The 24,667-nt window shown below is 46.2% G+C and carries 19 protein-coding genes; 5 read left to right on the top strand and 14 right to left on the bottom strand.

Annotation, left to right across the window (positions count from 1 at the left end; translation table 11 throughout):
• Nucleotides 1-87: 87 nt before the first annotated feature.
• From ADIS_RS01010 to ADIS_RS00980, 7 genes are all read right to left on the bottom strand, one after another.
• Nucleotides 88-2,202, bottom strand: a complete 2,115-nt coding sequence (locus tag ADIS_RS01010; RefSeq protein ID WP_010852377.1) for a peptidylprolyl isomerase — start codon at nt 2,200-2,202, stop codon at nt 88-90.
• An 87-nt stretch (nt 2,203-2,289) separates the two neighbouring features.
• Complete coding sequence (locus ADIS_RS01005; RefSeq protein ID WP_010852376.1) at nt 2,290-3,561, bottom strand: hemolysin family protein; 1,272 nt, start codon at nt 3,559-3,561, stop codon at nt 2,290-2,292.
• A complete protein-coding gene (locus ADIS_RS01000; RefSeq protein ID WP_010852375.1) occupies nt 3,562-3,777 on the bottom strand; it encodes a hypothetical protein in 216 nt (71 codons plus the stop codon).
• Nucleotides 3,778-3,906: 129 nt separating this feature from the next.
• Nucleotides 3,907-4,443, bottom strand: a complete 537-nt coding sequence (lptC, locus tag ADIS_RS00995) for an LPS export ABC transporter periplasmic protein LptC (protein ID WP_238325351.1) — start codon at nt 4,441-4,443, stop codon at nt 3,907-3,909.
• A gap of 79 nt (nt 4,444-4,522) precedes the next feature.
• Nucleotides 4,523-5,839 (bottom strand): hypothetical protein, encoded by a 1,317-nt coding sequence (locus tag ADIS_RS00990; protein WP_010852373.1) that lies wholly within the window; start codon nt 5,837-5,839, stop codon nt 4,523-4,525.
• A complete protein-coding gene (locus ADIS_RS00985; RefSeq protein WP_010852372.1) occupies nt 5,836-7,119 on the bottom strand; it encodes an outer membrane protein in 1,284 nt (427 codons plus the stop codon). The genes ADIS_RS00990 and ADIS_RS00985 overlap by 4 nt, the downstream gene beginning before the upstream one ends.
• Entirely contained in the window at nt 7,097-7,825 is a 729-nt protein-coding gene (locus tag ADIS_RS00980; protein WP_010852371.1) for a type III pantothenate kinase, read from the bottom strand. Before ADIS_RS00980 ends, ADIS_RS00985 begins: the two co-directional genes overlap by 23 nt.
• A 126-nt stretch (nt 7,826-7,951) precedes the next feature.
• Between ADIS_RS00980 and ADIS_RS00975 the strand changes: the two genes are divergently transcribed.
• From ADIS_RS00975 to ADIS_RS00965, 3 genes are all read left to right on the top strand, one after another.
• Entirely contained in the window at nt 7,952-9,037 is a 1,086-nt protein-coding gene (locus ADIS_RS00975; RefSeq protein ID WP_010852370.1) for an anhydro-N-acetylmuramic acid kinase, read from the top strand.
• Nucleotides 9,038-9,063: 26 nt separating this feature from the next.
• Nucleotides 9,064-10,290, top strand: coding sequence for a Glu/Leu/Phe/Val dehydrogenase dimerization domain-containing protein (locus ADIS_RS00970; protein ID WP_010852369.1), 1,227 nt, complete (start codon nt 9,064-9,066; stop codon nt 10,288-10,290).
• A 365-nt stretch (nt 10,291-10,655) separates the two neighbouring features.
• On the top strand, nt 10,656-12,056 hold the full coding sequence (locus ADIS_RS00965; protein ID WP_155906997.1) for a sodium:proton antiporter: 1,401 nt from the start codon (nt 10,656-10,658) through the stop codon (nt 12,054-12,056).
• A gap of 7 nt (nt 12,057-12,063) precedes the next feature.
• Here ADIS_RS00965 and ADIS_RS00960 read toward each other — a convergent pair whose 3' ends face one another.
• Entirely contained in the window at nt 12,064-12,642 is a 579-nt protein-coding gene (locus ADIS_RS00960) for a hypothetical protein (protein WP_010852367.1), read from the bottom strand.
• A 3-nt stretch (nt 12,643-12,645) separates the two neighbouring features.
• Complete coding sequence (gene gpmI / locus ADIS_RS00955) at nt 12,646-14,169, bottom strand: 2,3-bisphosphoglycerate-independent phosphoglycerate mutase (RefSeq protein ID WP_010852366.1); 1,524 nt, start codon at nt 14,167-14,169, stop codon at nt 12,646-12,648.
• Between the two features lie 229 nt (nt 14,170-14,398).
• On the opposite strand from gpmI, the gene ADIS_RS23530 reads away from it, so the two are divergent.
• Together ADIS_RS23530 and nadC are read left to right on the top strand one after the other, a co-directional pair.
• Nucleotides 14,399-14,815 (top strand): DUF4783 domain-containing protein, encoded by a 417-nt coding sequence (locus ADIS_RS23530; RefSeq protein ID WP_155906995.1) that lies wholly within the window; start codon nt 14,399-14,401, stop codon nt 14,813-14,815.
• 105 nt (nt 14,816-14,920) lie between these two features.
• Nucleotides 14,921-15,781 (top strand): carboxylating nicotinate-nucleotide diphosphorylase, encoded by an 861-nt coding sequence (nadC, locus tag ADIS_RS00945; protein ID WP_010852364.1) that lies wholly within the window; start codon nt 14,921-14,923, stop codon nt 15,779-15,781.
• On the opposite strand, the gene ADIS_RS00940 is transcribed toward nadC, so the two are convergent.
• From ADIS_RS00940 to ADIS_RS00915, 5 genes are all read right to left on the bottom strand, one after another.
• A complete protein-coding gene (locus ADIS_RS00940) occupies nt 15,759-17,570 on the bottom strand; it encodes an ABC transporter ATP-binding protein (RefSeq protein ID WP_010852363.1) in 1,812 nt (603 codons plus the stop codon). The two genes, nadC and ADIS_RS00940, sit on opposite strands and share 23 nt — an antisense overlap.
• A gap of 305 nt (nt 17,571-17,875) precedes the next feature.
• Entirely contained in the window at nt 17,876-18,211 is a 336-nt protein-coding gene (locus ADIS_RS00935) for a DUF6787 family protein (RefSeq protein WP_010852362.1), read from the bottom strand.
• 857 nt (nt 18,212-19,068) lie between these two features.
• Nucleotides 19,069-19,155: a Fic family protein gene (locus tag ADIS_RS23640; RefSeq protein WP_202900543.1), complete on the bottom strand. Its 87-nt coding sequence runs from the start codon at nt 19,153-19,155 to the stop codon at nt 19,069-19,071.
• 167 nt (nt 19,156-19,322) lie between these two features.
• Nucleotides 19,323-23,741, bottom strand: a complete 4,419-nt coding sequence (locus ADIS_RS22105) for a PAS domain S-box protein (protein ID WP_010852358.1) — start codon at nt 23,739-23,741, stop codon at nt 19,323-19,325.
• Between the two features lie 645 nt (nt 23,742-24,386).
• Nucleotides 24,387-24,667, bottom strand: a 281-nt coding sequence (locus tag ADIS_RS00915) for a hypothetical protein (protein WP_035804203.1), incomplete at its 5' end; no start/stop codon positions are given.

Raw genomic sequence — 24,667 nt, 5'->3', positions numbered from 1 at the left:
CTTTCACCACCTAGTTAGTTAACATGCACGGCACACCAAAAAAATCCCATTTCCTTCTGAAAATGGGATTTTTCTAGGCGCCTTCTCCTAAAAGAATTTATAGCGATAATCTTTGATATCAGCAAGCTCCTCCATCGCCATCATGATCATATAGCTCGTCCGCTGAGATGCGTTGGTAGTAATCTCGTTTTGGTACCGGGTAAAATCAGCAATATCCGGTGCCGGCGTCAATGTATTTACCTGGGCTACGATTACACCGATGTCTTCACGAATGGGCTTGGAAAGCTTACCGATGGTATTCATGCCGAAAATAGCTCCCACCGCCCGTGGCGCAAAGCCGACACCCGGAATAACGGTAGAATTCATTCTCAAATCCGGAGTAGATCCAAGGGATGCATCCGGGAATACTTCTTTTATTGCCTCTAGCGTCTCCAGGCCTTTAATCTTGTCAATGATCAGTGCTGCCTTTTTCTCGTTTCTTACTTCCATGGTCACCTGCTCACGGGTGATTGGATCGCGTAGGTCGGCAAGGCCCTCGCCGGTTTCTGCTACTACCAAAGCCACCACATAGGCGTCGTCCAGTTCAAACACCTGCGATACTTTACCTACAGAAGCCTCCGTAAATGCCCAACGTACAATCTCCCTAGCGCCAGTCAAATTGTTAAGCGATCTGGCAGAAGATCCGACTGCGGCTGCGCGCAACACCTGGTAACTCTCCTTTTCTGCATTCTCGCGGAATGATTTGGCATTGGATGAGTTGGCCGCAAACATATCAGCGTTTCTGAACACGTCGTTTCTGGTGGCATCACTTGCTATCAGTTCGAGTTCCAAAACCGCTACTTTCGTAGTACGGGTTTGGGGTAACTCTGTAACGTCAATTATATGGTACCCGTATTCTGTTTCAACTAACCTGTTGATCAACCCGGTAGATCGAACGGAAAACACGGCTTCCGCAAACTCCTCAATAAAATCATCCTTGGCAAACCAACCCAAATCGCCACCCCGCTGGGCGGTTCCGTCCTGACCATATTGCTGTGCGGCAAAAAAGAAATTCTCCCCACCTCTAATCTCGTCCAATATTCGCTGGGCTTCTGCACGAACCTCTGCTTTCGCCGCTCCCTCTAGTCCTTCCGTAGAAAGTAAAATATGGCTGGCGCGCATACGGGGAGTACCCTCAAACTGATCGGTAATTTTATAGGAGACGTAGCTCGAACGATCGGTAAGGAACGGGCCGTAAACCATACCTACCTCCGGCTCCTCGACATTTGCCGTCAAATTCACCGGCAGGGCGTCGCCCGGAAGGATGGTACGAAATGCGTTGGTTGCTTCTGAATTTCGAAGTACAAAAACCGAATCGTTTTCCGAACTTCTCAATTGCTCGGTTAGTGCCCGGATATCCGACAGCACCGCGAGGGAATCCTCTGCACTTGGCCTCAAGCTGAAGGTCACATAATCGATATCCCTGCTAGCATCGACTTTAAAACGTCCCTTATTTTTGCTGATAAAACTCTTAAGCTCGTTGTCTGATACTGAGACAGCGGTGTCGGAGATAACATAATAGGGAATCTGGATATGGTCAACCTCCGCAATGGTATTGGCCATTTTGTGTTGAAGCCGAGCCTCCGCGGTATTTGCGTATTCTGAAAACGCAAGCATGTTGTCGTATTTCACCCGAAGTCTCGAGTCTGCAAACAACCGTTCCTGCTGCGCCCAAAATTGGCGCTGCTGTGGATCCGCATTATCCAACGACTGAAGGAAGGCATACAACTGTTGCCGGTCAAACTCACCCGTCTGGGGGTTGGTCAGCTCTCTCCTGAGTTCAGCAATGATGTTCTTGCCGGACACCATGTCTATCAGTTCTTCATCCGAAATGGTAAGGCCTAGCTTCTCGTACTCTGCGGAAAAGACCTTCTCCACGATCAGTGCCTGCCAGGCCTGCTCACGGATACTATAAAGCTCGTTTTCAGAAGGGTTTCTTCCGGTATTCTGTTGAAACGAGAACTTTGCCTGCTCTATTTTCTGAACGTATTCCTCGTAGGAGATCTTCTCACCGGCTATCTCTCCTACGGTGGTTCGCCCACTACCCAGAATCATCGAATTCGGCCCCAAAATATCCCCCCCTACAAGGAAAAATATTAGCCCAACCGCGATTACACCGATAGCAAGACCTGTTCTCTGTCTTATTTCTTTTATTAATGCCATTCTCCTATTTTTTGAAGTGTCGCAAAATAATTACATATCCCGTTAAATTCAAAATAAACCTCAATCAATAAATCAAGTATTTAGCTCCTAGGTAGCGTTGATCTTGACCTTTACCGTATCAATTCGGTTGTCTTGTTTGGACATAACGGTAAACAAAAATGGCCCAAACGTAGCTGTCTCTCCTTTTTGGGGAATACTTTCGGTCACCGAAAGGATTAGTCCGGCCAGGGTCTCAAAATCGCCGGAAGGCAGATTCCAATTGAACTTTTCGTTGAGGTAGTCAATCTCATGTCTGCCACTCAACAGGAATTCAAAATCGGAAAGCTGCTGCTCAACCAGGTCATCGTTGTCGTATTCATCTTCTATTTCTCCAAAAATCTCCTCGATGATGTCTTCCATACTGACAATACCGCTGGTTCCCCCGAACTCATCCACTACCAGCGCCAGGCTTTTCCGCTCTTTGATAAACTGGACCAATAGATCATTGGCCAGCGCAGATTCGGGAACGATAATGATGGGGGTAAGGATCTCCACGAGATTCTTTGGCTTTTTGAACAATTCAAGGTGGTGGCAGTAGCCGATTACATCGTCGATGGTATCCCGGTATACAATGATCTTAGAGTGACCGCTATCAATAAAAGCCCTCTTGAGATCGGCCATATCCTCGTTTTCCTCAATGGCCACCAGATCTGTCCTTGGCACCATGCATTCTCTAACCCTCACTGTTTTAAATTCGACGGCGTTGTCAAAAATCTTGGTGTCTATCTCAAACTTTCCGTCCTCACTTTGTGGATCCAGATTGTGCTGAATAAAACTGTTTAGATCGGTAATTTCAAATGCTGGCTTATCCTCCGCGTATTCCAGGTTGAGCACCTTGGTAAGGAACACCTTCGAAAGCCCCACGACAAACCAAACCACAGGATAGAGCAGGTAGTAAATCAACGCAAAGGGTAGGGAAAAAACCGATAGCAGGTAGTTTGGGTTGAGTCTAAAGATACTCTTTGGCAAAAATTCCGCGGTAATAAGCACCACTACAGTGGAAACCAGCGTTTGCACGACAAGCAATACGGGTTGATTATTCAGGGTATCGGGAAGGAGGTGTTGAATAGGCGGTTCCAACAGATAGGCCATAAAAATACCGTATAGCACGAGCGATATCGTGTTTCCCAGCAGGGTGGTACCTATAAAGTGGCTGGGGTTTTTCAAAAACCCGGAAAGAATCTTTCCGGATAGTTTCCCTTGCTTGCTTTGCAACTCGATGTGCAGCCGGTTGGCCGAAACAAACGCAATCTCCAAACCGGAAAATAGCGCCGAAAAGAGCAGGCTTACCAAAACGAATACCAGGTATTGGGTTTCCATTTAGCGACGGGATTTCTTTTTCTTAGTATTGGTAGTTTCCGGTTTATCAACGTCCTCGGCCCGCAGGCGCTTTCGGTACATAAACCAAAACAACAAAGCCACTGCAAACATAAGAACAGGATAGGCGGCACCAATCCCTTGGGTCATGGTAAGGTGGGCACCGATAATCACAAGAGCCGCCGCAGCGGGCAATATGAGGTAATCCAGCAACTTCATATATTTAAATCGTGTTTTTAATGGTCAAGGTGTGCCCGGATGACTCCGGTCGGACGGGAAATGTCCAGGTAATCAATCCCTTCTTCGAGCACTTTTTTCTAAGGCCTTTCACATGCCAGAGGTCGGCATCTAAAGTGCGTTGTCAATAATTCCCGTTACTTTGGTAAATGTATAGTCGTTGAAGCCTTCGTCTGCCTCCATTCCGGTACCACGTATGATTCTATCCGGCTCTTCGACCGTCACAAATTTCTCTGTATAAATTTTCTTCTTGCTTGGATCCCAGAACAGCTCTTCCGAATTCAGCTTCTGGTCTTTTAGAATGTTATGAACACGCACATCGCCTTCCCCTCGGTAAAGGTTGGTCCTCTTTTCGTAAAAGCCTCTATCGGCCCGAATGGTAGTGGACAAAACACCGTCCTTATCAAAAAAATGGATAACTATCCCATCGGGAAACTCATTGTTGCCATTACGAAACTCCAACTGTTTCTCCGCCGTCAGCTTAGTGCGAACGATGGCGGAGTCACTGTGGTGCAATACAATGTCAAAGCCGACCCGAGTGGGGCCTTCGTAAAACGCCAACTGACTTTTATCCACATCTTCCCTACAGCCGATATATGCCACACAACAAACCAGCAACACAAAGGGCAAACTACGTGAATTCCTCAAAAACATATCCAAATATAAAAACAAAAGGCGGTATCTAACCGCCCCTTGCTGAATATACTCCTCTTAACTTTTCTTTGGATCAGTCACGGGTTGCCAAGGTCACAGACTGACCAATCCAGCATCCGACCGACATGGTCTCACCCACTTGGAAACCTTCGGTGAAAAGTTCTTCCTTGGATGGGAACCGGGATTTTGCATTTGCCATCCCGGCTGAATCCCCGGCACGGGCGTAGGCATCATAGGCTGCGATAAATAAGGCGTAATCCTTAACGCGGCTTTGACCGCCTCTACAATCATTGTATGAGCTCATGTAAAGTCCCCCTACAAAGCTATATGCATCCTTTTCCCTCTCTTTGTTCATCTCGGCTGCTTTCAGGGCCGAAGACCTAGCTTGCGATTTCCTTCCCAAGTTTGCATGGACCTTAGCCATGTCCCAGTGGATCTCTGCGCGCTGCGCATCTGTTGTAGCCAAAGTAAGTGCTTTTTCAAACAGCTCGCCAGCCTTGGCATACTCAGAGTTTTGCATATACCGCAAGCCCCGTACCTGAGAGGTGGAGAAGGTAGGATCGTTGTTGTCTATTACTTCCAAAGCAAAAAGGAATGTTTCGGAAGAAGTACACTTTTGTTGCACAGAATATTGGAATACCTGCTGGGCAAGTTTCATATTGTCAGGCTCTGCTTTTAGCTTGGGACCCAATATATTCGCTATGAACTCACAATCGATGATATCCATGGCTACGATAAGCTGCTCCATGATTCCGCGTTGGCTGCTTACGTCATTGCCCTGACCTTCAGCTTCTACCAAGATCGCGTTCAACTTCTCATATATCTCCAACAGTTGCTCCGGCGTGTAGGCCTTGTTGTAGGCGAAGTTTCTGTATACCGCATCGAAATACGCGGGCACCAACTGAAAGGAGAGGGTTCCATTCAATTCGATAACCCGGGCAAACGCATCAGTAGCTACCGAAACTTTATCCTTTTCTCCTTTGTAAAAGTTGTAGGCGTAATAAGCCTTGTTTGCAATCCACCTGGACTCGTTGTCGTACAATTTATTTCTCAATTCGTAAACGATCATAACCGAGTCTTGGTAAATGCGCTGTAGCTTTGGATCGGTGGCCTCTTTTGCCGCGCCTGCGTAAATGTCAACACCGTTGATGTAGAGCGACTCATTGAGTTCGGGGACATTGACCAACAACCAATGTAATCCGTCTTTGGCTTTCAGAAATTCTTCAGAACGCTTGTAATCCGTGTAGGCGGCATTTACCTCTCTGGCTTTGTTCTCCATAGCGGGATCCGCGGGCCAGTTCCATCCGTCTTGGGCTCCGGCGATCCCTACCATCAATAAGGATAGACAACCAACTAGCCCCCATTTAAATTTCATGTTTGTCCACATCATTCAAATACTTTTTTGTAAAACCAACTATTATCATTTATTGAAATTCCCAAAGATACTTTAAAATAATTCTCCCGTATCAAGCCATTATCGACTGTTCCTCTTGTTCCTACCTTCACCGCCAAATTCAATAGCGACATCGAGTATACAGGAATAGATGCTCCAAAATTTATGCCAATATCATTGATCTCCGTATCATTTATAAAGTAGGGCAATTTTTCGAATTCCACCCCTGAACGAAAGGTTATCCTGTCAAACAAACTTTCGATAGAATAAGGATTTGGCACGTACTGCCCACCTAAACTCACCTTAAAGGAATTGGTCAGTGAGCTTTCACCAGGATTAAATCCTCTGAACTGGCTGAAATCTTGATGCTGCATTTCCAGACCTACAACAAATTTATCAACTTTCTCGTAAGAAACCCCATAACCGAACCGCTGCGGTATGTGGATGCTGCCCGGTTCGTCGTCTCGAAGCACGTTTCCAGGAGAATTTGGGATCGCAGACTGCCCCAATTCTGCCATTTTAGCAAATTCTTTTCCGTTAATGTCCCCAAAAAGATGATAAATGGCACCCAAATTTAAAACTTTCCGGTCTCCGATTTTAGCCATGTAATACAGCCCACCTTTAAAAGTTAGGTCACTGAAGGTCATACGTTCGTAATATTCCGATGATATCCCAATGGGCAAAGACTCGGGATTCAACAGTTCCAACTGATTGGTCCGAATGGTTGACCCAAATAGGTAAGAGCCATGAATACCCAAACTTAGGTTCTTGACCACTTGAAAGCCGGTCTGTAGATAAACTTCACTTAAGCCTCCCCTGCCCTGTATGTTGTTTCTCGAAAGCAGGTCCGAATTTACCACAGGCCCCAAATAGGAAAGATTGTAGTCAACACCAGTTACCTGATTAAGCCCCAACCCCATCGACCATTTCCTCGGAATAAGCGGAAACGACATGGTCACATAACTAAGCCCACCACCATCTACTCTGTCCGAACTCGTAGACGTCGCAGCATCCAAGGTATTGTAGTTCAGTGCAGCCTGAAAGCTGTATGCGTAGTTCTTGATCGATATCGCGGGGTTCACGTTATTGACACTGAAACTACTTCCGTAACTGATCCCCATACCACCCATCGCTTGGTTTTGGGTCAATCCGGAGTTGTTGAATTCCCCTATGCCAAGGGAGCTATAGGTAGAAGAAGTAGACTGTGCAAAGCTGGATTGTATAGAAAATAAACCTAGCAATAGGCTTACCAAATTACGCGCGTAGTTTTTCGACATTGTAAGATAAAATTCGATTTAGCCCATAAAGGACCAAATTGGGGATTACAAATATGTGTTCTTTTGTTAAGCTTTCAAAGTATTTGGCATCTCCTCCACAAATATAGACTCCCAGGCCAGGATAGGCTGCCGAGTAGGATTGGATCATACCAAAAACCTCGTGTCGTACACCATAATACATCCCCGATTGCATACAGGATCTGGTATTCCGACCTATCAATGGCACACCATCTTTTGGCCATTCAACCAGCGGCAATCGGGCGGTATGCCGGTGCATCGCCTCTGCCCTCAGTTGGATACCCGGAGAAATGCCTCCTCCCAAATATGAGTTGTCCGAATCCAAAAATTCATAGGTAATACACGTGCCCAGGTCAATCGCAAGCAGGGGGCCTTCGGGCTTAAAACAGCGCGCGCCTATCACCGCCGCAATCCTATCGAGGCCAAGCGTGAAGGGAGTTTCGTAGCAGTTTTTTACAGGTAATCCGGTTTCGTAATCGAAATAAACAAAAGGAAAACCCAACGAAGCCTCTAATTCATCCTTTCGCCATTTCACAGAACTTACCAGTGCCCTTTCAAACACAAGGGTGTCTGCCAAACGGTTTAATTCAGAGATAGCGGTCATACTCCATTCTTCCCGCAGCGCGTTATCCCTAAAATGGGCGCCCTTGATCCTACTGTTTCCAATATCAACAATGAAGTAATCCAAAATCGAAAATTCCCGTTAGATTAGGCCGTAACAACGACGGGTAAAATTAGGCATTTTCAAAAAGGTATTCGGTTACGCTAAAATAATTTTAACTTTACGTGGGTGCTTTTAACATAATTTAACCCTATGGAACAACCCCGAATTTACCCCATGATCGGTTTGATGTCAGGCACGTCCTGCGACGGATTGGATATGGTTGCCGTTACCTTTGAAGAAACATCTTCGACATGGAACTATGGAATTCATGCCGCGGAAACGAGCGCGTTCCCCACTAAATTGGGGAAAAACCTCTCCACTTGTCACCTGCTCAGTGCCATTGATTTAGCAGTATTGGATGTTGATTTTGGGAAATGGATGGGAGAGGAAGTGGCCGCCTTTTGCAAAAAGACCAAATTTGCACCGCTGGCAATCGCTTCTCATGGCCATACGGTATTTCACCAGCCGGAAAACTGCCTATCTATGCAGATCGGAAATGGTTGGAGCCTTTACGCAGCTTGCGGGGTGCCGGTCGTCAATGACTTCAGGTCCTTGGATGTTCGGCTGGGCGGTCAGGGTGCTCCGCTCGTACCGATCGGCGACAAGCTGCTGTTTCCCGAATATGATTTTTGCCTTAACCTTGGCGGCATTGCGAACATTTCCTATCAAGTCGATGGTCGCCAGGTGGCTTTTGATGTATCTCCCTTCAACTTACTGCTTAATCACTTTGCCAACAAGCTGGGTCATCCATTTGACCGGGACGGCAGGTTGGCCGAAGCAGGCGTAGTAAACCATCTTCTGCTTAAGCAACTGAACGAACTTCCCTACTACCAAGTCCAAGGTGCCAAATCACTTGGAAGGGAACAGATTGATCGGGACTTCCTCCCGCTAGTAACAAACAGCGGCGTTGGGGATCAGGATCTGCTTGCAACCCTTTCAGCACATATGGCAGATCAGGTAGCGGCAAGCATCAAAAACGGGAAACAAGGGAATGGAAAACTGCTTTGTACGGGTGGTGGCGCTTATAACGCCTTTTTCATCCACCAATTACGCGAAAAGACAAAGGGCCACGTAGAAATCACGGTACCATCTGCTCATTTGGTTGAATTCAAAGAAGCGTTGATCTTTGCATTATTGGGTGTATTACGCCTTACTGGACGCCCAAACTGCCTGGCATCGGTTACCGGAGCATCGAAAGACAGCTGCGGCGGCACCCTTTTTGGACTGATTTCTTAGACAACAATAAACCAATTTTCTAAAACATGCGGGAAATATTAAAAAAGTTCGAAAACAAACAACCTGAAATCGTATTTGAATGGAGTGACAGCGAGTCCGAGGCAGAAGGTTGGCTCGTCATAAACTCTCTCCGAAATGGTGCTGCCGGCGGGGGAACACGTATGAAAAAAGGCATCGACAAGCAAGATGTGATCGAGCTGGCCAAAACAATGGAAATCAAATACACCGTATCTGGACCTCCCATAGGCGGTGCCAGGTCCGGAATCAATTTTGACCCAAAGGACCCTAGAAAAGCGGAGGTACTGAAACGATGGTATGCAGTGGTTATGCCCATCCTGAAGAGTTACTGCGGAACGATGGGGGACCTAAACGTGGACGAGCGAACTGAAATATTGCCCATTACCGAAGACTATGGCCTTTGGCATCCCCAAGAAGGCGTCGTAAATGGCCACTACAAAGCAGCGGAACCCGAAAAAATCAGGAAAATTGGCCAGCTACGACAGGGAATGGGCAAGATCATAGAGGATCCAAAATATGCTCCCGATGGAACCAAACGCCACACCGTTTCAGACATGATTACAGGGTATGGACTTGCAGAATCCATTAAGCACTACTATCGGCTATGGGGAGGAAAATTGAAAGGCAAGCGGGCCATCATCCAAGGATGGGGGAACGTGGGCGCATCGGCTGCCTGTTTCCTTGCGCTGGAGGGCGTGAAAATAGTAGGAATCCATTCCTTGGAAGGGGGATTGATCAACACCGAGGGTTTTTCACTGGAGGAGGTCAAAACACTCTTCCTAAACAAGGAAAATAACCGTCTAGTTGCGGAAAATCTCATCCCTTATGCGGAGGTTTCCCAGCGTATCTGGGACGTGAAGGCAGATATCTTCATTCCGGCTGCAGCCTCGCGATTGATCACAAAAGAGCAGGTAAACCGATTGCTAGCAGGTGGGGTAGAACTGATTACCTGCGGGGCCAATATCCCATTCGCCGAAGATGATATATTTCTGGGCCCGATTGGAATCATGGCAGACAACAAGATTTCGCTTATTCCCGATTTTATCTCCAATTCCGGCATGGCACGCCTAAACGCCTATCTTATGGGTGAAAAAGCTGCCCTAACAGATCAGGCCATTTTTGAAGATATCAGCAAAACAGTAGCAAAAGCCCTAAAGCGAACACACGAAACGAACCCACAAAAAACCAAAATAGCGCAAAACGCTCTCGAAATTGCGCTCAATCAGGTCATTTAGCCGACTCGGCTGCCCCGGTATCGAGGTAAACGCTTCGACCTCTCTGTATCAAAAAGGCTGTGATTTTAACCACTTAGATCACAGCCTTTTCAAAAATTTAGTCCCCATCTATCAAAATAGTTGTTCTATATAATGCAAAATAAGTAGCTTAGGGTGATTAAACGTTGGAATTTGTTTTCCTATCCCAAACCATTGACCTAACTTTCCCGCGAATTACACCAACCTAATAAACTTAGTTGATGAAGATTTTCATTGCTTCATGTACCCTGCTTTTGGGACTTTTGTTCTTTCCTGTCACCTTTACGGTGAGCGCAGAGGCAACCAACTCATCTGAAACGCTTTCTACTACCGCATCAGCTGCCCCAATGCTGGCAGATGCATCTGTAACGATCCATGGTACTTCCCTCGATTCCAACGAAGTAGAAGAACATCATGCCCATGCTCCTGGATGGCTTGTTATCCCATTCGTGGCGCTACTGCTCATGATCGCCACCGGGCCTCTTTTCTACGAGCATTTCTGGCACCATAATTACCCCAAAATCGCCGTAGGACTGGCAATGGCGGTCATCGCCTACTACCTATTTGCTTTGCATAACGTGCATGGGCCAGTCCATGCGTTGGCTGAATACATACAGTTTATCGCCTTATTGGCTTCACTCTTTATCGCTTCGGGGGGTATACTTATCGACGTGGACAAAAAATCCACCCCGCTGGCAAATGTTTCGCTGCTGGTAATCGGCGCGTTGATCTCCAACTTGATCGGTACCACGGGCGCCTCTATGCTGCTCATCCGTCCGTTTATACGGCTAAACAGGCATCATGTACAGCCATACCATATCATATTCTTTATATTTATGGTAAGTAATATCGGCGGCTCCCTTACACCTATAGGTGACCCGCCCCTATTTTTGGGCTTTCTGAAAGGAGTTCCGTTTTTTTGGACCTTGGAACATAACTGGCCAGCTTGGGTACTTGCCCTGACCATATTGTCGATACTGTTCTATGTGGTAGACCGGAAATTTGGCCAAGCGGGGGAACCCGATACCACCGAACCGATAACCCACAGCAACAAAATAACCCTGATAGGCTCCAAAAACTTTCTTTGGCTACTGGTGATTATCGTATCGGTTTTTTTGGATCCCAATGTGTTGGATTGGGTACCGGCAATTCACTACGACGGACAAAAATTTTCGTTTATTCGGGAGGCAATAATGCTCTCGGTAGCCTATTTATCGTTTAAATTTGCCGATAAAAAGGCCATACAGGGCAATGAGTTTAACTTTGAGCCAATCCGGGAAGTTGCCTTTATTTTCATCGGTATCTTTGGCACGATGATGCCGGCACTGGAGCTGGTGGGGCAATTTGCCAAGTCTCCGGAAGGCGCCGCATTGATTACCCACAACACGCTGTACTGGGGCACAGGCCTATTGTCGGGTTTTTTGGATAACGCACCTACCTACCTGAATTTTTTGGCGGCAGCAATGGCTTCTGAAGGCACTGAAATAAGCAACATCCAACAAGTAAAGGCATTCGCAGCAAATCAATTTCCAGACTCGGCTTTTCAGCTGATGGCTATCTCCGTTGCTTCGGTTTTCTTTGGGGCAATGACTTATATCGGTAATGGCCCCAACTTCATGGTAAAGTCGATCGCAGAGCAAAGTGGGATAAAAATGCCATCCTTTTTTGGATACGTTATCCGGTATTCTATCCCTATCCTACTGCCGATTTTGTTTATCACCTGGCTGGTCTTCTTTGCCTTTGCCTAGGCAGGGTCTATGGCGTTACCCTTGCTGTTACTTCCATCGTGTTCGTAGGCAAAAACCAGATCTTTTGCCTTCCAATTACGGTATAGCCTTGAATCAGTCCGCTCTCTGGATGGATCTCGAGAGTCCCCGTACCTTCCGAAAGGTAAAAATAGGAATCCTTTTTATAGGCAAAGGAAATATCCAGGACCCTACCGTTTTCCCGGCGTATCACCATTTCACGCACATCGCCAGGCTCTCCATCTTTCAGCCTATGGGTGAGTCGATCTGCTGTTTCGTCAACGGTGTATGAGTCCATTAATGACGCCTTATTGAGATCCGCCTGTAAAAAAAGCTCAAGCTCCTTGCCCCATCCTTCCCTGTCCAATCGTTGCCGCACTACTTCGCGCCGATCATCTCCGATACGTAGTACCTTATGGACTTCTTTCCCGTCAAGTTGCGATAGTTGATCCTGCAAAAAATCGCCCAGAGGAAAATATTTTAGTGGTAGACCTGAACCGCCTCTGCCTTCATCTATTGTTTCAGAACAAGAAAAAAGGAGCCCAAGCAATAATGCCAGGCTCCCTATTTTGATACTTACACGATTCATACCTTATTTTAAAAGTACCTCGCCGGTCATTTCCGCCGGGATTTCCACGCCCATCAACGTAAGGATTGTCGGCGCTAAATCCCCGAGCTTACCATCCTTAATGTCCAACCGGTCTGTTTTGTCCACCATGATGCAGGGCACTAAGTTGGTCGTATGGGCTGTATTAGGACTTCCATCCTCATTCAGCATGCAATCGCTGTTTCCATGATCTGCTATCACTAGGATGGTATAATCGTTTTCCAAGGCAGTACTTACCACGGATTCAGCACATTGATCGACTGCCTCGCAGGCCTTTACCGCAGCCTCAAAAACCCCGGTATGCCCCACCATATCAGCATTGGCGAAATTTAGACAAATAAAATCCGCCTCCCTTTTTGGCAGCTCCTGATTGATCTTTTTGGCGATCTCAAAGGCACTCATTTCCGGCTGCAGGTCATAGGTAGCCACCTTCGGAGACTTGCACAAAATACGTGACTCTCCCTCAAATTCCTTTTCCCTGCCTCCGGAAAAAAAGAAAGTGACATGGGGGTATTTTTCTGTCTCAGCAATTCGGATCTGCTTTTTGTGGTTCTTTGCCAGTATTTCTCCCAAGGTATTGGACAGGTTGTCCTTTTCGAAAACCACGGAAACCCCTTTAAACGTCTCGTCATACATCGTAAAGGTGACGTAGTTTAGATTCAGCTTCTTCATATTGAAGTCGGGAAAATCCTTTTGCGTGAGCACCTCCGTAATCTCCCTGCCCCGATCGGTTCTGAAGTTAAAACAGATAACCGTGTCCCCGTCCTCAATATTTCCTACGGGCTTACCTGCTTCGTCAACCTGAATAATGGGGCGGATAAACTCGTCGGTAACACCATTTGCATAGGATTTACGGATAGCGGAGAGTATATCCTTGGATTTTTCCCCCTCTCCCTCTACCATTGCTTTGTAGGCTAGGCTTACCCGTTCCCATCGGTTATCCCGATCCATTGCATAGTACCTTCCGATCACAGAGGCTACCTTACCTACCGACCCTTCACAATGTTCCTTCAGATCACTTAAAAACGCCAATCCGCTTTTGGGATCCGTGTCCCTTCCGTCTGTAAAGGCATGAATATATAGGTTTTGGACTCCATTTGCCTTTGCCGCATCACAAAGACCCTTCAGGTGATAAATATGGGCATGTACTCCTCCGTCTGAAACCAAACCGATCAGGTGCACCTTCTTGCCCGACGCTATCGCATCAGAAAAAGCTTTTTTTAAAACCGGATGCCCATTAAGCTCGCCGGACTCTACCGCTTTGTTGATCTTGACCAAATCCTGGTACACTACCTTCCCTGCTCCAATATTCATGTGACCTACCTCGGAATTGCCCATCTGACCTTCCGGAAGACCTACCGCCAAGCCCGATGCCTCGAGCTTTGCATGGGGGTATTTACCATATAAGCTGTCGATAAATGGGGTCTGCGCCTTGTCAATTGCCGACACATCCGGATTTGTGGCCAATCCCCAGCCATCTAAAATCATCAATAAAACTTTCTTCTCCATGTATGCTGGTATTCGATTTGTCTCGATTAATGCCCGCTCAATACGTGCGATAGATGCACCCGCGATAGTAATCGCCCTGATTATTGAGCTTGCAAATATACGGATAATAGCCAAAGGATGGCAATCTAAATGCTAATCAAGCACACTCAAAGCATCCAAATGCCGAAAACGAAAATTGCACTTTTATCCCAGCAAAAAAGGTTACATTTTTTGGCCTAGATTTTGCGACATGCCCCCTATGAGATGTAGTGTTTTCATATTTATCGGCCTAATCACTTTCTATTCATACGCCCAAACCCCTACCACCAATGAGCAAAACCCTTTTTTCAGGCAGATTCAACTTGCCTTTACCCAAGGATCAAGCAAAGAAATCGCAAAATTCATGGGGACAACCATCGAGATCAAACTAAATGAAGACAGGGGTAATTTCTCTAAGAACCAAGCGGAAATAATTCTGAGGGATTTTTTCAAAAAAAACCCACCAAAAAACTTCGAGGTAATCCATCAGAGCGAATCCACCGAAAAAATATCCTACCTTATCGGCAACTACCAAAGTACCGACGGAATTTTTAAGACACTGATCAAAAGTAAACCGGGACCAACCAACCAACTGCAGATTTACAGCCTCGAAATCACCAGAGAATAGGTCGATAGGGCAAGAATAATTCAGTATGCCTCCTTAGATGCTTGATCGGGACAATCGAAAGACGTTGAAACTACGATTAAAAGAAATAATCCCTACTTTTACCCCGTGAAGCATGCATACATTACACAGAACAGCCTAGAAGAATTCATCACGGCCGCCTTTAGAGAGGATATCGGGGACGGCGACCATTCCACTTTGGCGGTGATCCCTGCAAATGCAACCGGAAAAGCGAAGTTGCTGATCAAGGAATCCGGCATCCTTGCCGGAGTGGAACTGGCCCGGGAAATATTTCATCACTACGATCCAAACCTAGTGGTTCGCATCAAAATTCCCGACGGCACTCCCGTAAAACCAGGGGACGTGGGCCTAGTTGTGGAAGGAAAAGTAGCTTCCATCCTCACCACCGAGCGGTTGGTGCTTAACTGTATGCAGCGCATGAGCGGCATAGCCACCTACACCCATCGACTGACCCAGAAGATCCGCCATACCAAAGCGAGGCTACTTGATACACGCAAAACCACGCCTAATTTCCGCATGATGGAAAAATGGGCCGTAAGCATTGGCGGCGGCAAAAACCACCGGTTTGCCCTGTATGATATGATCATGTTGAAAGATAACCACATCGACTTTGCGGGAGGAATTAGGCAGGCAGTCAACGCCGCGCAGGAATACCTAAAAAGAAACCAGCTTCCCCTAAAAATCGAAGTGGAGACGCGAACCCTCGAAGAAGTAGCGGAAGTGTTGGAAGTGGGCGGCATAGACTATATCATGCTGGACAACATGTCCTATGCAGAAATGAAGGAGGCTGTGGCACTCATCGGGGGAAGATACCCCACCGAAGCCTCCGGCGGCATCACGGAAGACACTCTGGTATCGGTGGCCGAATGCGGGGTAGACTACATCTCTGTGGGGGCGCTCACCCACCAGGTAAAAAGCCTGGATATCAGCCTAAAGGCGGTAGTGTAGCCTCCGAAAACTGTAGCTTGACCAGTTTGGCATAATACCCCCCCTCCACATTGGCAAGTGTCTCGTGATCTCCCTCTTCTACGATCTGTCCCTCTTTTAGCATGTAGATGCGATCCACCTTACGGATGGTTGCCAGCCGGTGGGCGATCACGATAGTTGTTCGGTTTTTCATCAGCTTATCCAACGCCTCCTGAACCAAGGCCTCCGACTCAGCGTCCAATGAAGATGTGGCCTCATCCAACACCAAAATCGCAGGATCCTTTAGAATAGCTCGTGCGATGGCAATTCGCTGGCGCTGCCCCCCGGAAAGCTTCACGCCCCGTTCGCCCACCAAAGTATCAAGGCCTTCGGGAAATTTTTCGATAAATTGCCAGGCATTGGCCTTTCGGGCCGCATCCACGATCTCCTGCTCGTTGGCACTGGGTTTGGCATAGGCAATGTTTTCTCGGATACTGCCGCCAAACAACAAAACCTCCTGCGGAACTATGCCTATATTGGAGCGCAACTCTTTGAGGTCCCATTCATTCAGTGGCTTGCCGTCCACGGAGATGGACCCCTTTTGCCACTCGTAAAACTTCATCAAAAGCTGTACAATCGTCGATTTACCGGCACCACTGTACCCTGCCAGAGCCACCTTTTCTCCCGACCGTATGAAAAGGTCCACGCCCTTTAGCACCCATACATCGGGTCGGGTGGGATACTGGAAGTGTACATCGGAAAAAACGATCTCCCCGGCTACCGAGGAGCTACGCTGCGCAACGGATACCGGCTCCGGGGATTCATCCAGAATCTCCATCACCCTTTCGGAGGAGCCGATGGCCTTTTGCACCTGCCCGTAAATGTCCCCCAGCCCGGCGATGGAACCCCCGATAAACGTGGTGTAAAGCACAAAGCTTACCAGATCACCCACACTCATCAGGCCCGCACCGACCAAGTTGGCACCGTACCATATCACAGCCACGATGCCTCCAAACAAGGCAAAAATAATAAACGAGATAAAGGCACCGCGATACCCCGCGGCTTTCAAGGCTACCTTCACTACGTTGTTTAAACCCCTTCCGTACCTTCTTGACTCAAATTCCTCGCCCGTAAACGACTTCACCGTAGCAATCGAGTGTAGGGTTTCCTCCACTACCACGTTGGCAGCGGCCAGTTCGTCCTGAGTCTCTTTGGATAGCTTTCGGATAAACCGACCGAAAACCATGGCGATGATCACCAAGACGGGAATGGTCGCCAACATAAACAGGGTCAACCGCGGCGTGGTGTAAAACAAAAACACGATCCCAGCCAGCAGCGTGATCACCTGCCTCAATAGCTCCGCCAAAGTGATGGAAAAGGTGTCCTGCAGCAGGGCCACGTCGGAGGTGATACGGCTGATCAGCTCTCCGGTCCTACGCTTGTCAAAAAACGACATGGGGAGATGCACCATACGGTCATAGAGCGCCATGCGTATATCCCGCATGGACCGCTCACTTACCTGTGCAAACAGCCATACCCGAAAAAAGGAAAACAGACTTTGAATAAACAGGATCCCCAGCAGGATCAGCGCGATCGAATTAATGCCCTCCACAATCCAAGCCTCTCCGGAAGCGGCGTCAATGAGCTTTCCGGCAACATAGGGGAAAGTGAGCAGCATCAAACTCGAGAAAAACAAAAACCCCATACCCAGTAAGAAGGGGCTTCTATAGGGTAGCGCAAAGCGGAATATCCCGGCTAATTTCTGGAAATTTTGCTTGTTCAGTTTCCGCTTTTCACTGGGGTCGAGCGGGAGACCTCTCGTTTTGGCCATGAATGTAGGTGGTCTTTTTTCTCGCGGGCAAAGGTACGCATTTTAATGCAAATACCCCATGCCCGGCAAGCTTCTGGGGGCAGCATGGCCTGGCAAAGAAATGCCTGTGGACCAGTTCTACCCACCCCCAATCATTAGAAACAAAGGATATCCGTAAAACTATTCCATTAAAAAAGGTACGTAGGAACCATTAGCTAATCCAAAAGAGGTGACGTAATTCGCTGGATAAGCGGTATGCCCGTGAGGATGGGCTGCTCTTGTAGGCAAATGAGGAACCCAACGAGGAAGGTAGAACTAAGATAACCTTACTTCCGGTAAAAAAGCGAGACAATCCGGCGTAGAAACTGTTTTTCCTTTTCCCAGAAAAACCCGAACTGTCCAAAAATAAAGCCGTACACCAACAAGATCAGCTGGTATAAGGGGAGTACCAGCAACAGGTACAGAACCGTCTTTCCGAACCCCCCCTCAGACCTATCAATACCCAAAATGTCAAATATGGGCTGTTTGATCCACAGCACCGTCATGCCCGTGCAGGCGAATACCACCAACACCAGGACCACCTGCCAGAGGCTTTTCAGCTTCCATTTGTCCTGGAGTTTGTGGAGCCAGGATTTTTGGTTCATCTCGTTGTCACTCGTCATTGAAGCAGTTTCTTTCGCTATTTTTTGGCCGCCTATTGCCGGAAAGCGTCGTAAGATTTTCGGTTTGGATCGGCAAGCTACGCACTATTTTTATGATTTATGGCAGCGTTCGGGATTTTCAGTTCACTCCTACCTTCCCATGGAACCCCCTACAGGCGAGAACAGGCCGTGCATGGATGATCTGATCGTTGGTTCACCCACAAGGCTTTCGGGCTAGCTCCACAATTATCATTTACAGAGCTCATTGTCCCCGAATTTCCCTAACCGTTCACCACACCGGAGTTTTTTTTTGCGAGATACCGCATAAGGTGGTTTGCGGATAATGGTACTATTAGTTAAAGGAATCTGCGATTCGCCTACGCTTACTTGATGGCTGCTCTCCCGTTGTGTGGGAACCATCGGAGGCCTCTCTATCGATTAGCGAACAGTCTTCCATATATTTCAAAAGCATTCAGGTGGTCAGGCCCAGAGGACTGATTCAGTTCACACACGGTTCCCACCTATACGCAGGCAGGTATTTCTACTGAATCCCGCACGCGCAGGAAACTAAACTCCAAATTTACCACTTTCCTCTGCAACGAAGCACAGCCTGTCCCGCAAAAGCGGGAAAACCCCTTGCTTGCGTATAAGGTGATGTCGGTGGCTGCCCTTTTTTTATGGCAAGCTGTTTTCCTTTCATTTGTCAATGCTTTTTTACTCAATTATTTTTCAATGTACTGTTTTGCCACTACCAATTCGTTCTATTTTTCCATAGTCTCTAAGTTCTTTCATTTAGCTCGTACCAAGGCATTTCGGAAATACCAGGAGTGGTCTGCAAACAAGTCGTTGTCAACGTTTTTATAACCTAATTTTCGCAACTACTTGAATAAGAAACTAGCGGTTGTTCGTGTGTTACCTTCACCAAAAAGGTGGATTTGCCACAAGTTCGAAATAAAGTGAGCGATGTATACGTATCTTTCAGCAAAGCCAGATTTTCATCCACAAATGTCGTCTGTTCGATATTCTGAGTTAAATCTGCTATGACAATCTCCGCTAAATGCTTCACTAAATCTTCAGGATCGACTCACTTCAAACGAGCTTTTCTGTAAAAATGTGCAGAATCCTGCGGCATTTATTTCGATGAATTTTCTTTACCACCACAATACTTCATCAGAACGGACTTTATCTTTTCCGGCTCTACCGGTTTCGTTAAAAAGCCATCCATGCCTGCAGCCAGACATCTTTCCTCTTCCTCCTTGAAGGCTCCAGCAGTAAGGGCAATGATGGGCACGTGGATACCGCTCTCATTTTCCACTGCCCGAATCTTTTTAGTGGCTTCCAACCCATCCAGTTCAGGCATCTGGATATCCATCAATATTAGATCCGGTGAAACTTCACTCATCAGCCTGACCGCCTCAAGGCCATTGACCGCTTCATACAAAACGGCTTCAGGGTATAATCTACCGATAAGAGCTTTAATCATCATCATGTTCATCTTTACATCTTCGGCAATCAGTATGTTTACACTGCCGGATAACGCCGTCTGTGCTTTGGGTGTCGTTGATACGGCAGTCTGTGCTTGGTATTTTTCCGGGTCATGCACTTGTCTCAGGTACCCATACAAATCATGTCCTTTAACTGGTTTCGTGAGCCTGAAACGGACGCCCAACTCATCACACTGCTTGTGGAGTTCTGCGTCATCCGATGAGGAGTGCAACAGAATGACCGGTTGTTTATCCGCGGTCAGTTTTAGCTTATTGCGGATCATGCGAATGGTTTCAAGACCGTCAATATAGGGCATGTTATAATCGCAGATGATGACATCAAAAGGCTTTGATGTTTCCAGCAACTTCAGAGCTGTCAACCCGTTATCACAGGACACGTGATCAATCCCCCAACCTGCCAGCATATCTTCAAGAATCAGACAATTGTTGGCATTGTCATCGATAATCAGACAACGTTTGACCAGTTTAAGAGGGCCCATTTCGAGACGACCTCCGTCCTCCATTTCGGTTACTAATTCAAAAGAGAACGTGGTTCCTTCGCCCTGTGTACTATCCACGAGAATCTTTCCGCCCAGCTCTTTGGCAATCAGGTCGGAGATGATCAGTCCCAAACCAGTACCACCGAATTTGCGGGTCGTGGAACTATCTGCCTGTGAAAATGCCTTGAACAGCGTATTCATTTGCTCTTCCGTAATACCTATACCCGTATCACGGACAAAGAAGGAGAGTTTCCCTCTGCCCTTATCTACAATTTCATATTTTACCTTTAGCTCCACTTCACCTTTTTCGGTGAATTTAACTGCATTTCCCAGTAGATTTGCCAAAACCTGCTTGAGTCGTATCGGGTCGGTTACTGCAAAACGAGGCATTGATCGGTCAATATGCAGTAGTAATTCGAGATTCTTTTGGCTAGCTTGATATTTCACGATATCAACGCTATTTTCCAAAAGCTCTATCATATCGGTTTTTATCATTTCCAAGTGAAGCATGCCCGCTTCAATCTTGGAAAAATCGAGAATGTCGTTAATAATACCCATAAGCGTATGGCCCGATACATTGGCATTATTCACATACTGTTGCTGTACAGAGGTCAGCGGAGTGTTTTTGAGCAGATCGGTGAAGCCAATAACTCCGTTAAGGGGAGTACGTATTTCGTGGCTCATATTGGCAAGGAATTCTGATTTTGCCTTGCTGGCTGCTTCGGCTCGCTGCTTTGCCGTAGTCAACTCTGTTTCAAGCCGGTTACGATTTAACACATTTACCAACATCAATGCAAAGAGTTGCAGAAGCCTCTGCTCATTGTCTGAAAAGATATGATTACTTTTTACCGCATCAAAACCAACAAAGCCCATGCAATTGTCACCATCCATCATAGGCAAAACCAAAATACTTTGAACACCTTGTAGTTCAAGCACTTGACGCGAACGGCTATCTGCCGGAAGTGCCATAACATCGGCGATGTGCATTGGTTTCCCAGCAAAATGTGCTTCGACCCAGTCAGGAACGGCGTCAAAAGGTATTCCTTGTAGCTGTTCAATTTGAGCAGCAACACCATCACCACACCATTCATAGATGTTACTGCACACCCTTTTTTCATGATCATACTTGAAAATATACGACCGGTCAGTATTGGTAAATTGCCCAAGAGTTGCAAGGGCACTATTTATAACTTCATCAGTATAATCCAAAGGAACATTGATAAATTGACTGGAAACCGCCATCAATATTTTCTGAAGTTCAGAATCCTTAAGAATAGTCTGTTCTGCCTTTTTGCGCTCGGATACATCACTCACTATCCCATCTATGCGAATGGGAGTGCCTTGTTCATTGTGTATTAATTTACCCTTATTGGACACCCATTTTATTTTTCCATCGCGTGATAAAATGCGATAAGTATACTCATAATGGCCATTTTCTTGCAATTGTTGATAGATTTTTGGGATAACGGGTTTATCGTCTTGATAGATAGCTTTTTCCCACAACGTATTGTCGTCCATAAATTCTTCGTAGGGCGTACCGTAGAGTTTTACAGCAGAGGGTGTCATAAAGAGCATTTTGTAATCGGGCAGGCTTGCCGACCATACCACATCGTCCATTTCACTAAAAATGCTGTCGAGTTTTTGTTTGGTGGCCTTCAGTTCCTGTTCTGCCTTTTTACGCTCGGTATTGTCTTTAATATTAGCAAAGTAGTTGATTGTATTTCCATTTTCATCTAAAAGCGTACTTGTAGAAAGCAAAACGGGGAAACGCTCTTCGCTTTTCTTTTTGAAGATGAGTTCAAACGAGCTAAGTTCTCCTGCCAATGCTTGCTGAAAAGCTTTGGCAATATTCTCCCTTTCTTCAGAAGGCCAATAGGGATAGGGTGCTGTTTGCCCAATAAGTTCTTCTTCCGAAAAACCCGTCATTTCGCAGAAAGCGTTATTCACTCCGATTTGCTTCCCCTCAATATCTACCACCGAAAAGCCATCTGCCATATTTTCGAGTAGTCGCTTAGAAAAGGATTGTTCGCGGATGATGGCTTCTTTAACATCCTCTTCTTCGGTGATATCTCTGAACATCCCTATCAGAAAGGTGACTTTACCCTCCTCAAGGAGCGGATAGCCCGATGAGCGCACCCAGCGTAGGTTATTTTTAGCGGTTATAAATTTGCACTTTACATCAAACGGGATTTGCTTTTCAATACTGTCAGTTATGGCTTTTGCGATAATCGGTCGGTAATCGGGATGGTAAAATTCAATCCCATTTGCCTTGTTGTGGTCAAAATCTTTTGGTACTTCGTGAATGTTATAGACTTCGTCTGTCCAAAATGTTTTGCCTGTAGCCAAGTCCAGTTCCCAAGCTCCCATTTTGGCTATGCGCTGCGCTGCTTCTAAAAGGATAGAAGTACGTTTGATATCTTCCTCCGCCTTTTTACGTTCGGTAATATTCTCTTGAACGCCAAAATGCCCGGTTATACGTCCTTTGTCATCATATAAACATATATAATCTCCCTCTATTACAATTGGTGTTCCATCGAGTTTCTGTTCGTAAGTCTCTACATGCCATTTGCCCTTATCAAATAAGCCCGTCCAGATCTCTCTTGCGTGGTCAAGGTTATGCTTGAACAGCTCCCGAACGGTAATACCGACAAAATCCTTTTCTTCCGCCCCGTACTGATCCAGCATTGCCCGGTTTACCCGCGTCATCTTCTGGTGATCCAGCACATGTTCGATCATTTTCTTTTTGTCGATACCTTCATTCCATTCAATTGGTTCATCGAGCATACACAAAAAAAAGCCATGGAGTGATTGATTGAAGAACATATCAATCTGCTGTTTATCCGAAACAATCCTTTTCTCGGCCATCACCCGCTCCGTCACATCCCGTGCCGCCGCATAAATCAGATCCCCACTCGGATGGGAACGCCACTCAATGAAACGGTAGGAGCCATCCTTACTCTTATATCGATTGGTAAACTCCAGTGCATCCTTTCCCTTGCCAAGATCTGCCATGGCACCCAGGGTGGCTTCCATATCATCGGGGTGGACAAATTCCAGAAACTTTCTTTTGTTTAGTTCCTCTGTGGAATAACCGAGTATCCTGCTCCACGCCTCATTGGTCTTGATGAAATTCCCTTCCAAATCGGCAATACAGAGCAGATCGAGGTTAACGGAAAAGAACGCCTCCAGCTCTTCCGTCTGTTTTTTACTGGTAGTAATATCTATAAAAATGGTAGTAAAAAAGAGTTTTTCCGTGGAATAAACATGTACACGATACCATTTTTCCAAGGGCTCACTATACTGTTCAAACTCGCTCTCTCCGCCATTGAGGGCCACCTCACCGTAAACGCCAATCCAATTAAATTCCGTCCTTTCACTGCCGGGGATTGCGGCAGTGACCGTTCTACCGACTAGGTCAATGGCTTTCTGTCCTGTAAGTTTTTCAAAGGTGCCGTTGACTTCCAAAAATTCGTAGTCAACGGGTTTCCCATTATCATCAAGGATTATGCGGTGGTAGGCATAGCCAATGATGGGACTATCGAATAGGACCTTGTTTTCTGTTTTCATACTCTATTCACTGATTTTGAGCGGCAAAATTTCATACAACGTCTCGCATATGTTTCGGAAAAATTTTGGAAACCGTAAAAGCGAAAATCAATCCATACAATCCTTCTATTGCACCCGATGCACCAACATTTTCCGCGCACTCTCGTGCTGTCGATACTGGCGAGAATACCACAGACTGTAAAGCTAATTATTTATTGGGTTCTTCCGATAATTCCTTCCAACAAACTCGCACCTAATCCTAAACTAGCAGGTAATCTCCTTCATAGTCTTGCTCTTGTATATTATTCGGTCGTTTATCTCTTCAGTTTTAAAGAAAGTCCTTATATGGCATTTTTGCTTTCAATTAATTTAGTCCTGCTATTTGAAAGCATAAAGAAAAGAAACAACCAGTCAAAATGCCGCAAAACCAACGCCCGGCAGCACCATTTTTCACACCACCGAAATCACCCAAACTTTTCAATCCCCCTAGATACCTTCCCACAAAAAACCCGCTACGTTTCTGTTCCGCCGCGGCGGACAGGACTATGTTGGCGGTAGTACTTCTATTTATCGTCATTTACGTTCCTAAAATACTAAAACTCTTTTACTTTTTTGTGTCATTTCTAACACTCAAAGTAAAAGAGTTAAACTTGAAAATATTTTATCTTATTTTTTCTCTACTGCATTTTTCAATAAGTCTAAACCTTGCTGATTGGTCTTTTCCATCTCGGATTTTGCTCCAAACAGCCACATAAAAAAGGCGTCAACTAAACCAGATTCCAATTTAAAATCTTGTTTAACTTCTATACCGTTTGGTATTTCAGTAAAATAATAGTCAAATGTTGGTTTTGCTACAAATGGTTTTTGAATGTCACACTTCATTCCTACAAAGTTGAATTCATCAATTGAATTAGGCATTTTGTAAATGATCAAAATCTGCCTATATT

The organism is Lunatimonas lonarensis (assembly GCF_000390185.1).
Taxonomy (GTDB): Bacteria; Bacteroidota; Bacteroidia; order Cytophagales; family Cyclobacteriaceae; genus Lunatimonas; species Lunatimonas lonarensis.
The sequence above is the reverse complement of the archived record's forward strand: the minus strand, read 5'-3'. Positions and strand labels throughout refer to the sequence as shown.

Bases quoted from the DNA above. Each gene is read 5' to 3' on its own strand.
- ADIS_RS01010 (WP_010852377.1), bottom strand. From the start codon at position 2,202: ATGGCATTAATAAAAGAAATAAGACAGAGAACAGGTCTTGCTATCGGT.
- ADIS_RS01005 (WP_010852376.1), bottom strand. From the start codon at position 3,561: ATGGAAACCCAATACCTGGTATTCGTTTTGGTAAGCCTGCTCTTTTCG.
- ADIS_RS01000 (WP_010852375.1), bottom strand. From the start codon at position 3,777: ATGAAGTTGCTGGATTACCTCATATTGCCCGCTGCGGCGGCTCTTGTG.
- ADIS_RS00990 (WP_010852373.1), bottom strand. From the start codon at position 5,839: ATGATGTGGACAAACATGAAATTTAAATGGGGGCTAGTTGGTTGTCTA.
- ADIS_RS00985 (WP_010852372.1), bottom strand. From the start codon at position 7,119: ATGTCGAAAAACTACGCGCGTAATTTGGTAAGCCTATTGCTAGGTTTA.
- ADIS_RS00975 (WP_010852370.1), top strand. From the start codon at position 7,952: ATGGAACAACCCCGAATTTACCCCATGATCGGTTTGATGTCAGGCACG.
- ADIS_RS00970 (WP_010852369.1), top strand. From the start codon at position 9,064: ATGCGGGAAATATTAAAAAAGTTCGAAAACAAACAACCTGAAATCGTA.
- ADIS_RS00965 (WP_155906997.1), top strand. From the start codon at position 10,656: ATGCTGGCAGATGCATCTGTAACGATCCATGGTACTTCCCTCGATTCC.
- ADIS_RS00960 (WP_010852367.1), bottom strand. From the start codon at position 12,642: ATGAATCGTGTAAGTATCAAAATAGGGAGCCTGGCATTATTGCTTGGG.
- gpmI (WP_010852366.1), bottom strand. From the start codon at position 14,169: ATGGAGAAGAAAGTTTTATTGATGATTTTAGATGGCTGGGGATTGGCC.
- ADIS_RS23530 (WP_155906995.1), top strand. From the start codon at position 14,399: ATGCCCCCTATGAGATGTAGTGTTTTCATATTTATCGGCCTAATCACT.
- ADIS_RS00940 (WP_010852363.1), bottom strand. From the start codon at position 17,570: ATGGCCAAAACGAGAGGTCTCCCGCTCGACCCCAGTGAAAAGCGGAAA.
- ADIS_RS00935 (WP_010852362.1), bottom strand. From the start codon at position 18,211: ATGACGAGTGACAACGAGATGAACCAAAAATCCTGGCTCCACAAACTC.
- ADIS_RS22105 (WP_010852358.1), bottom strand. From the start codon at position 23,741: ATGAAAACAGAAAACAAGGTCCTATTCGATAGTCCCATCATTGGCTAT.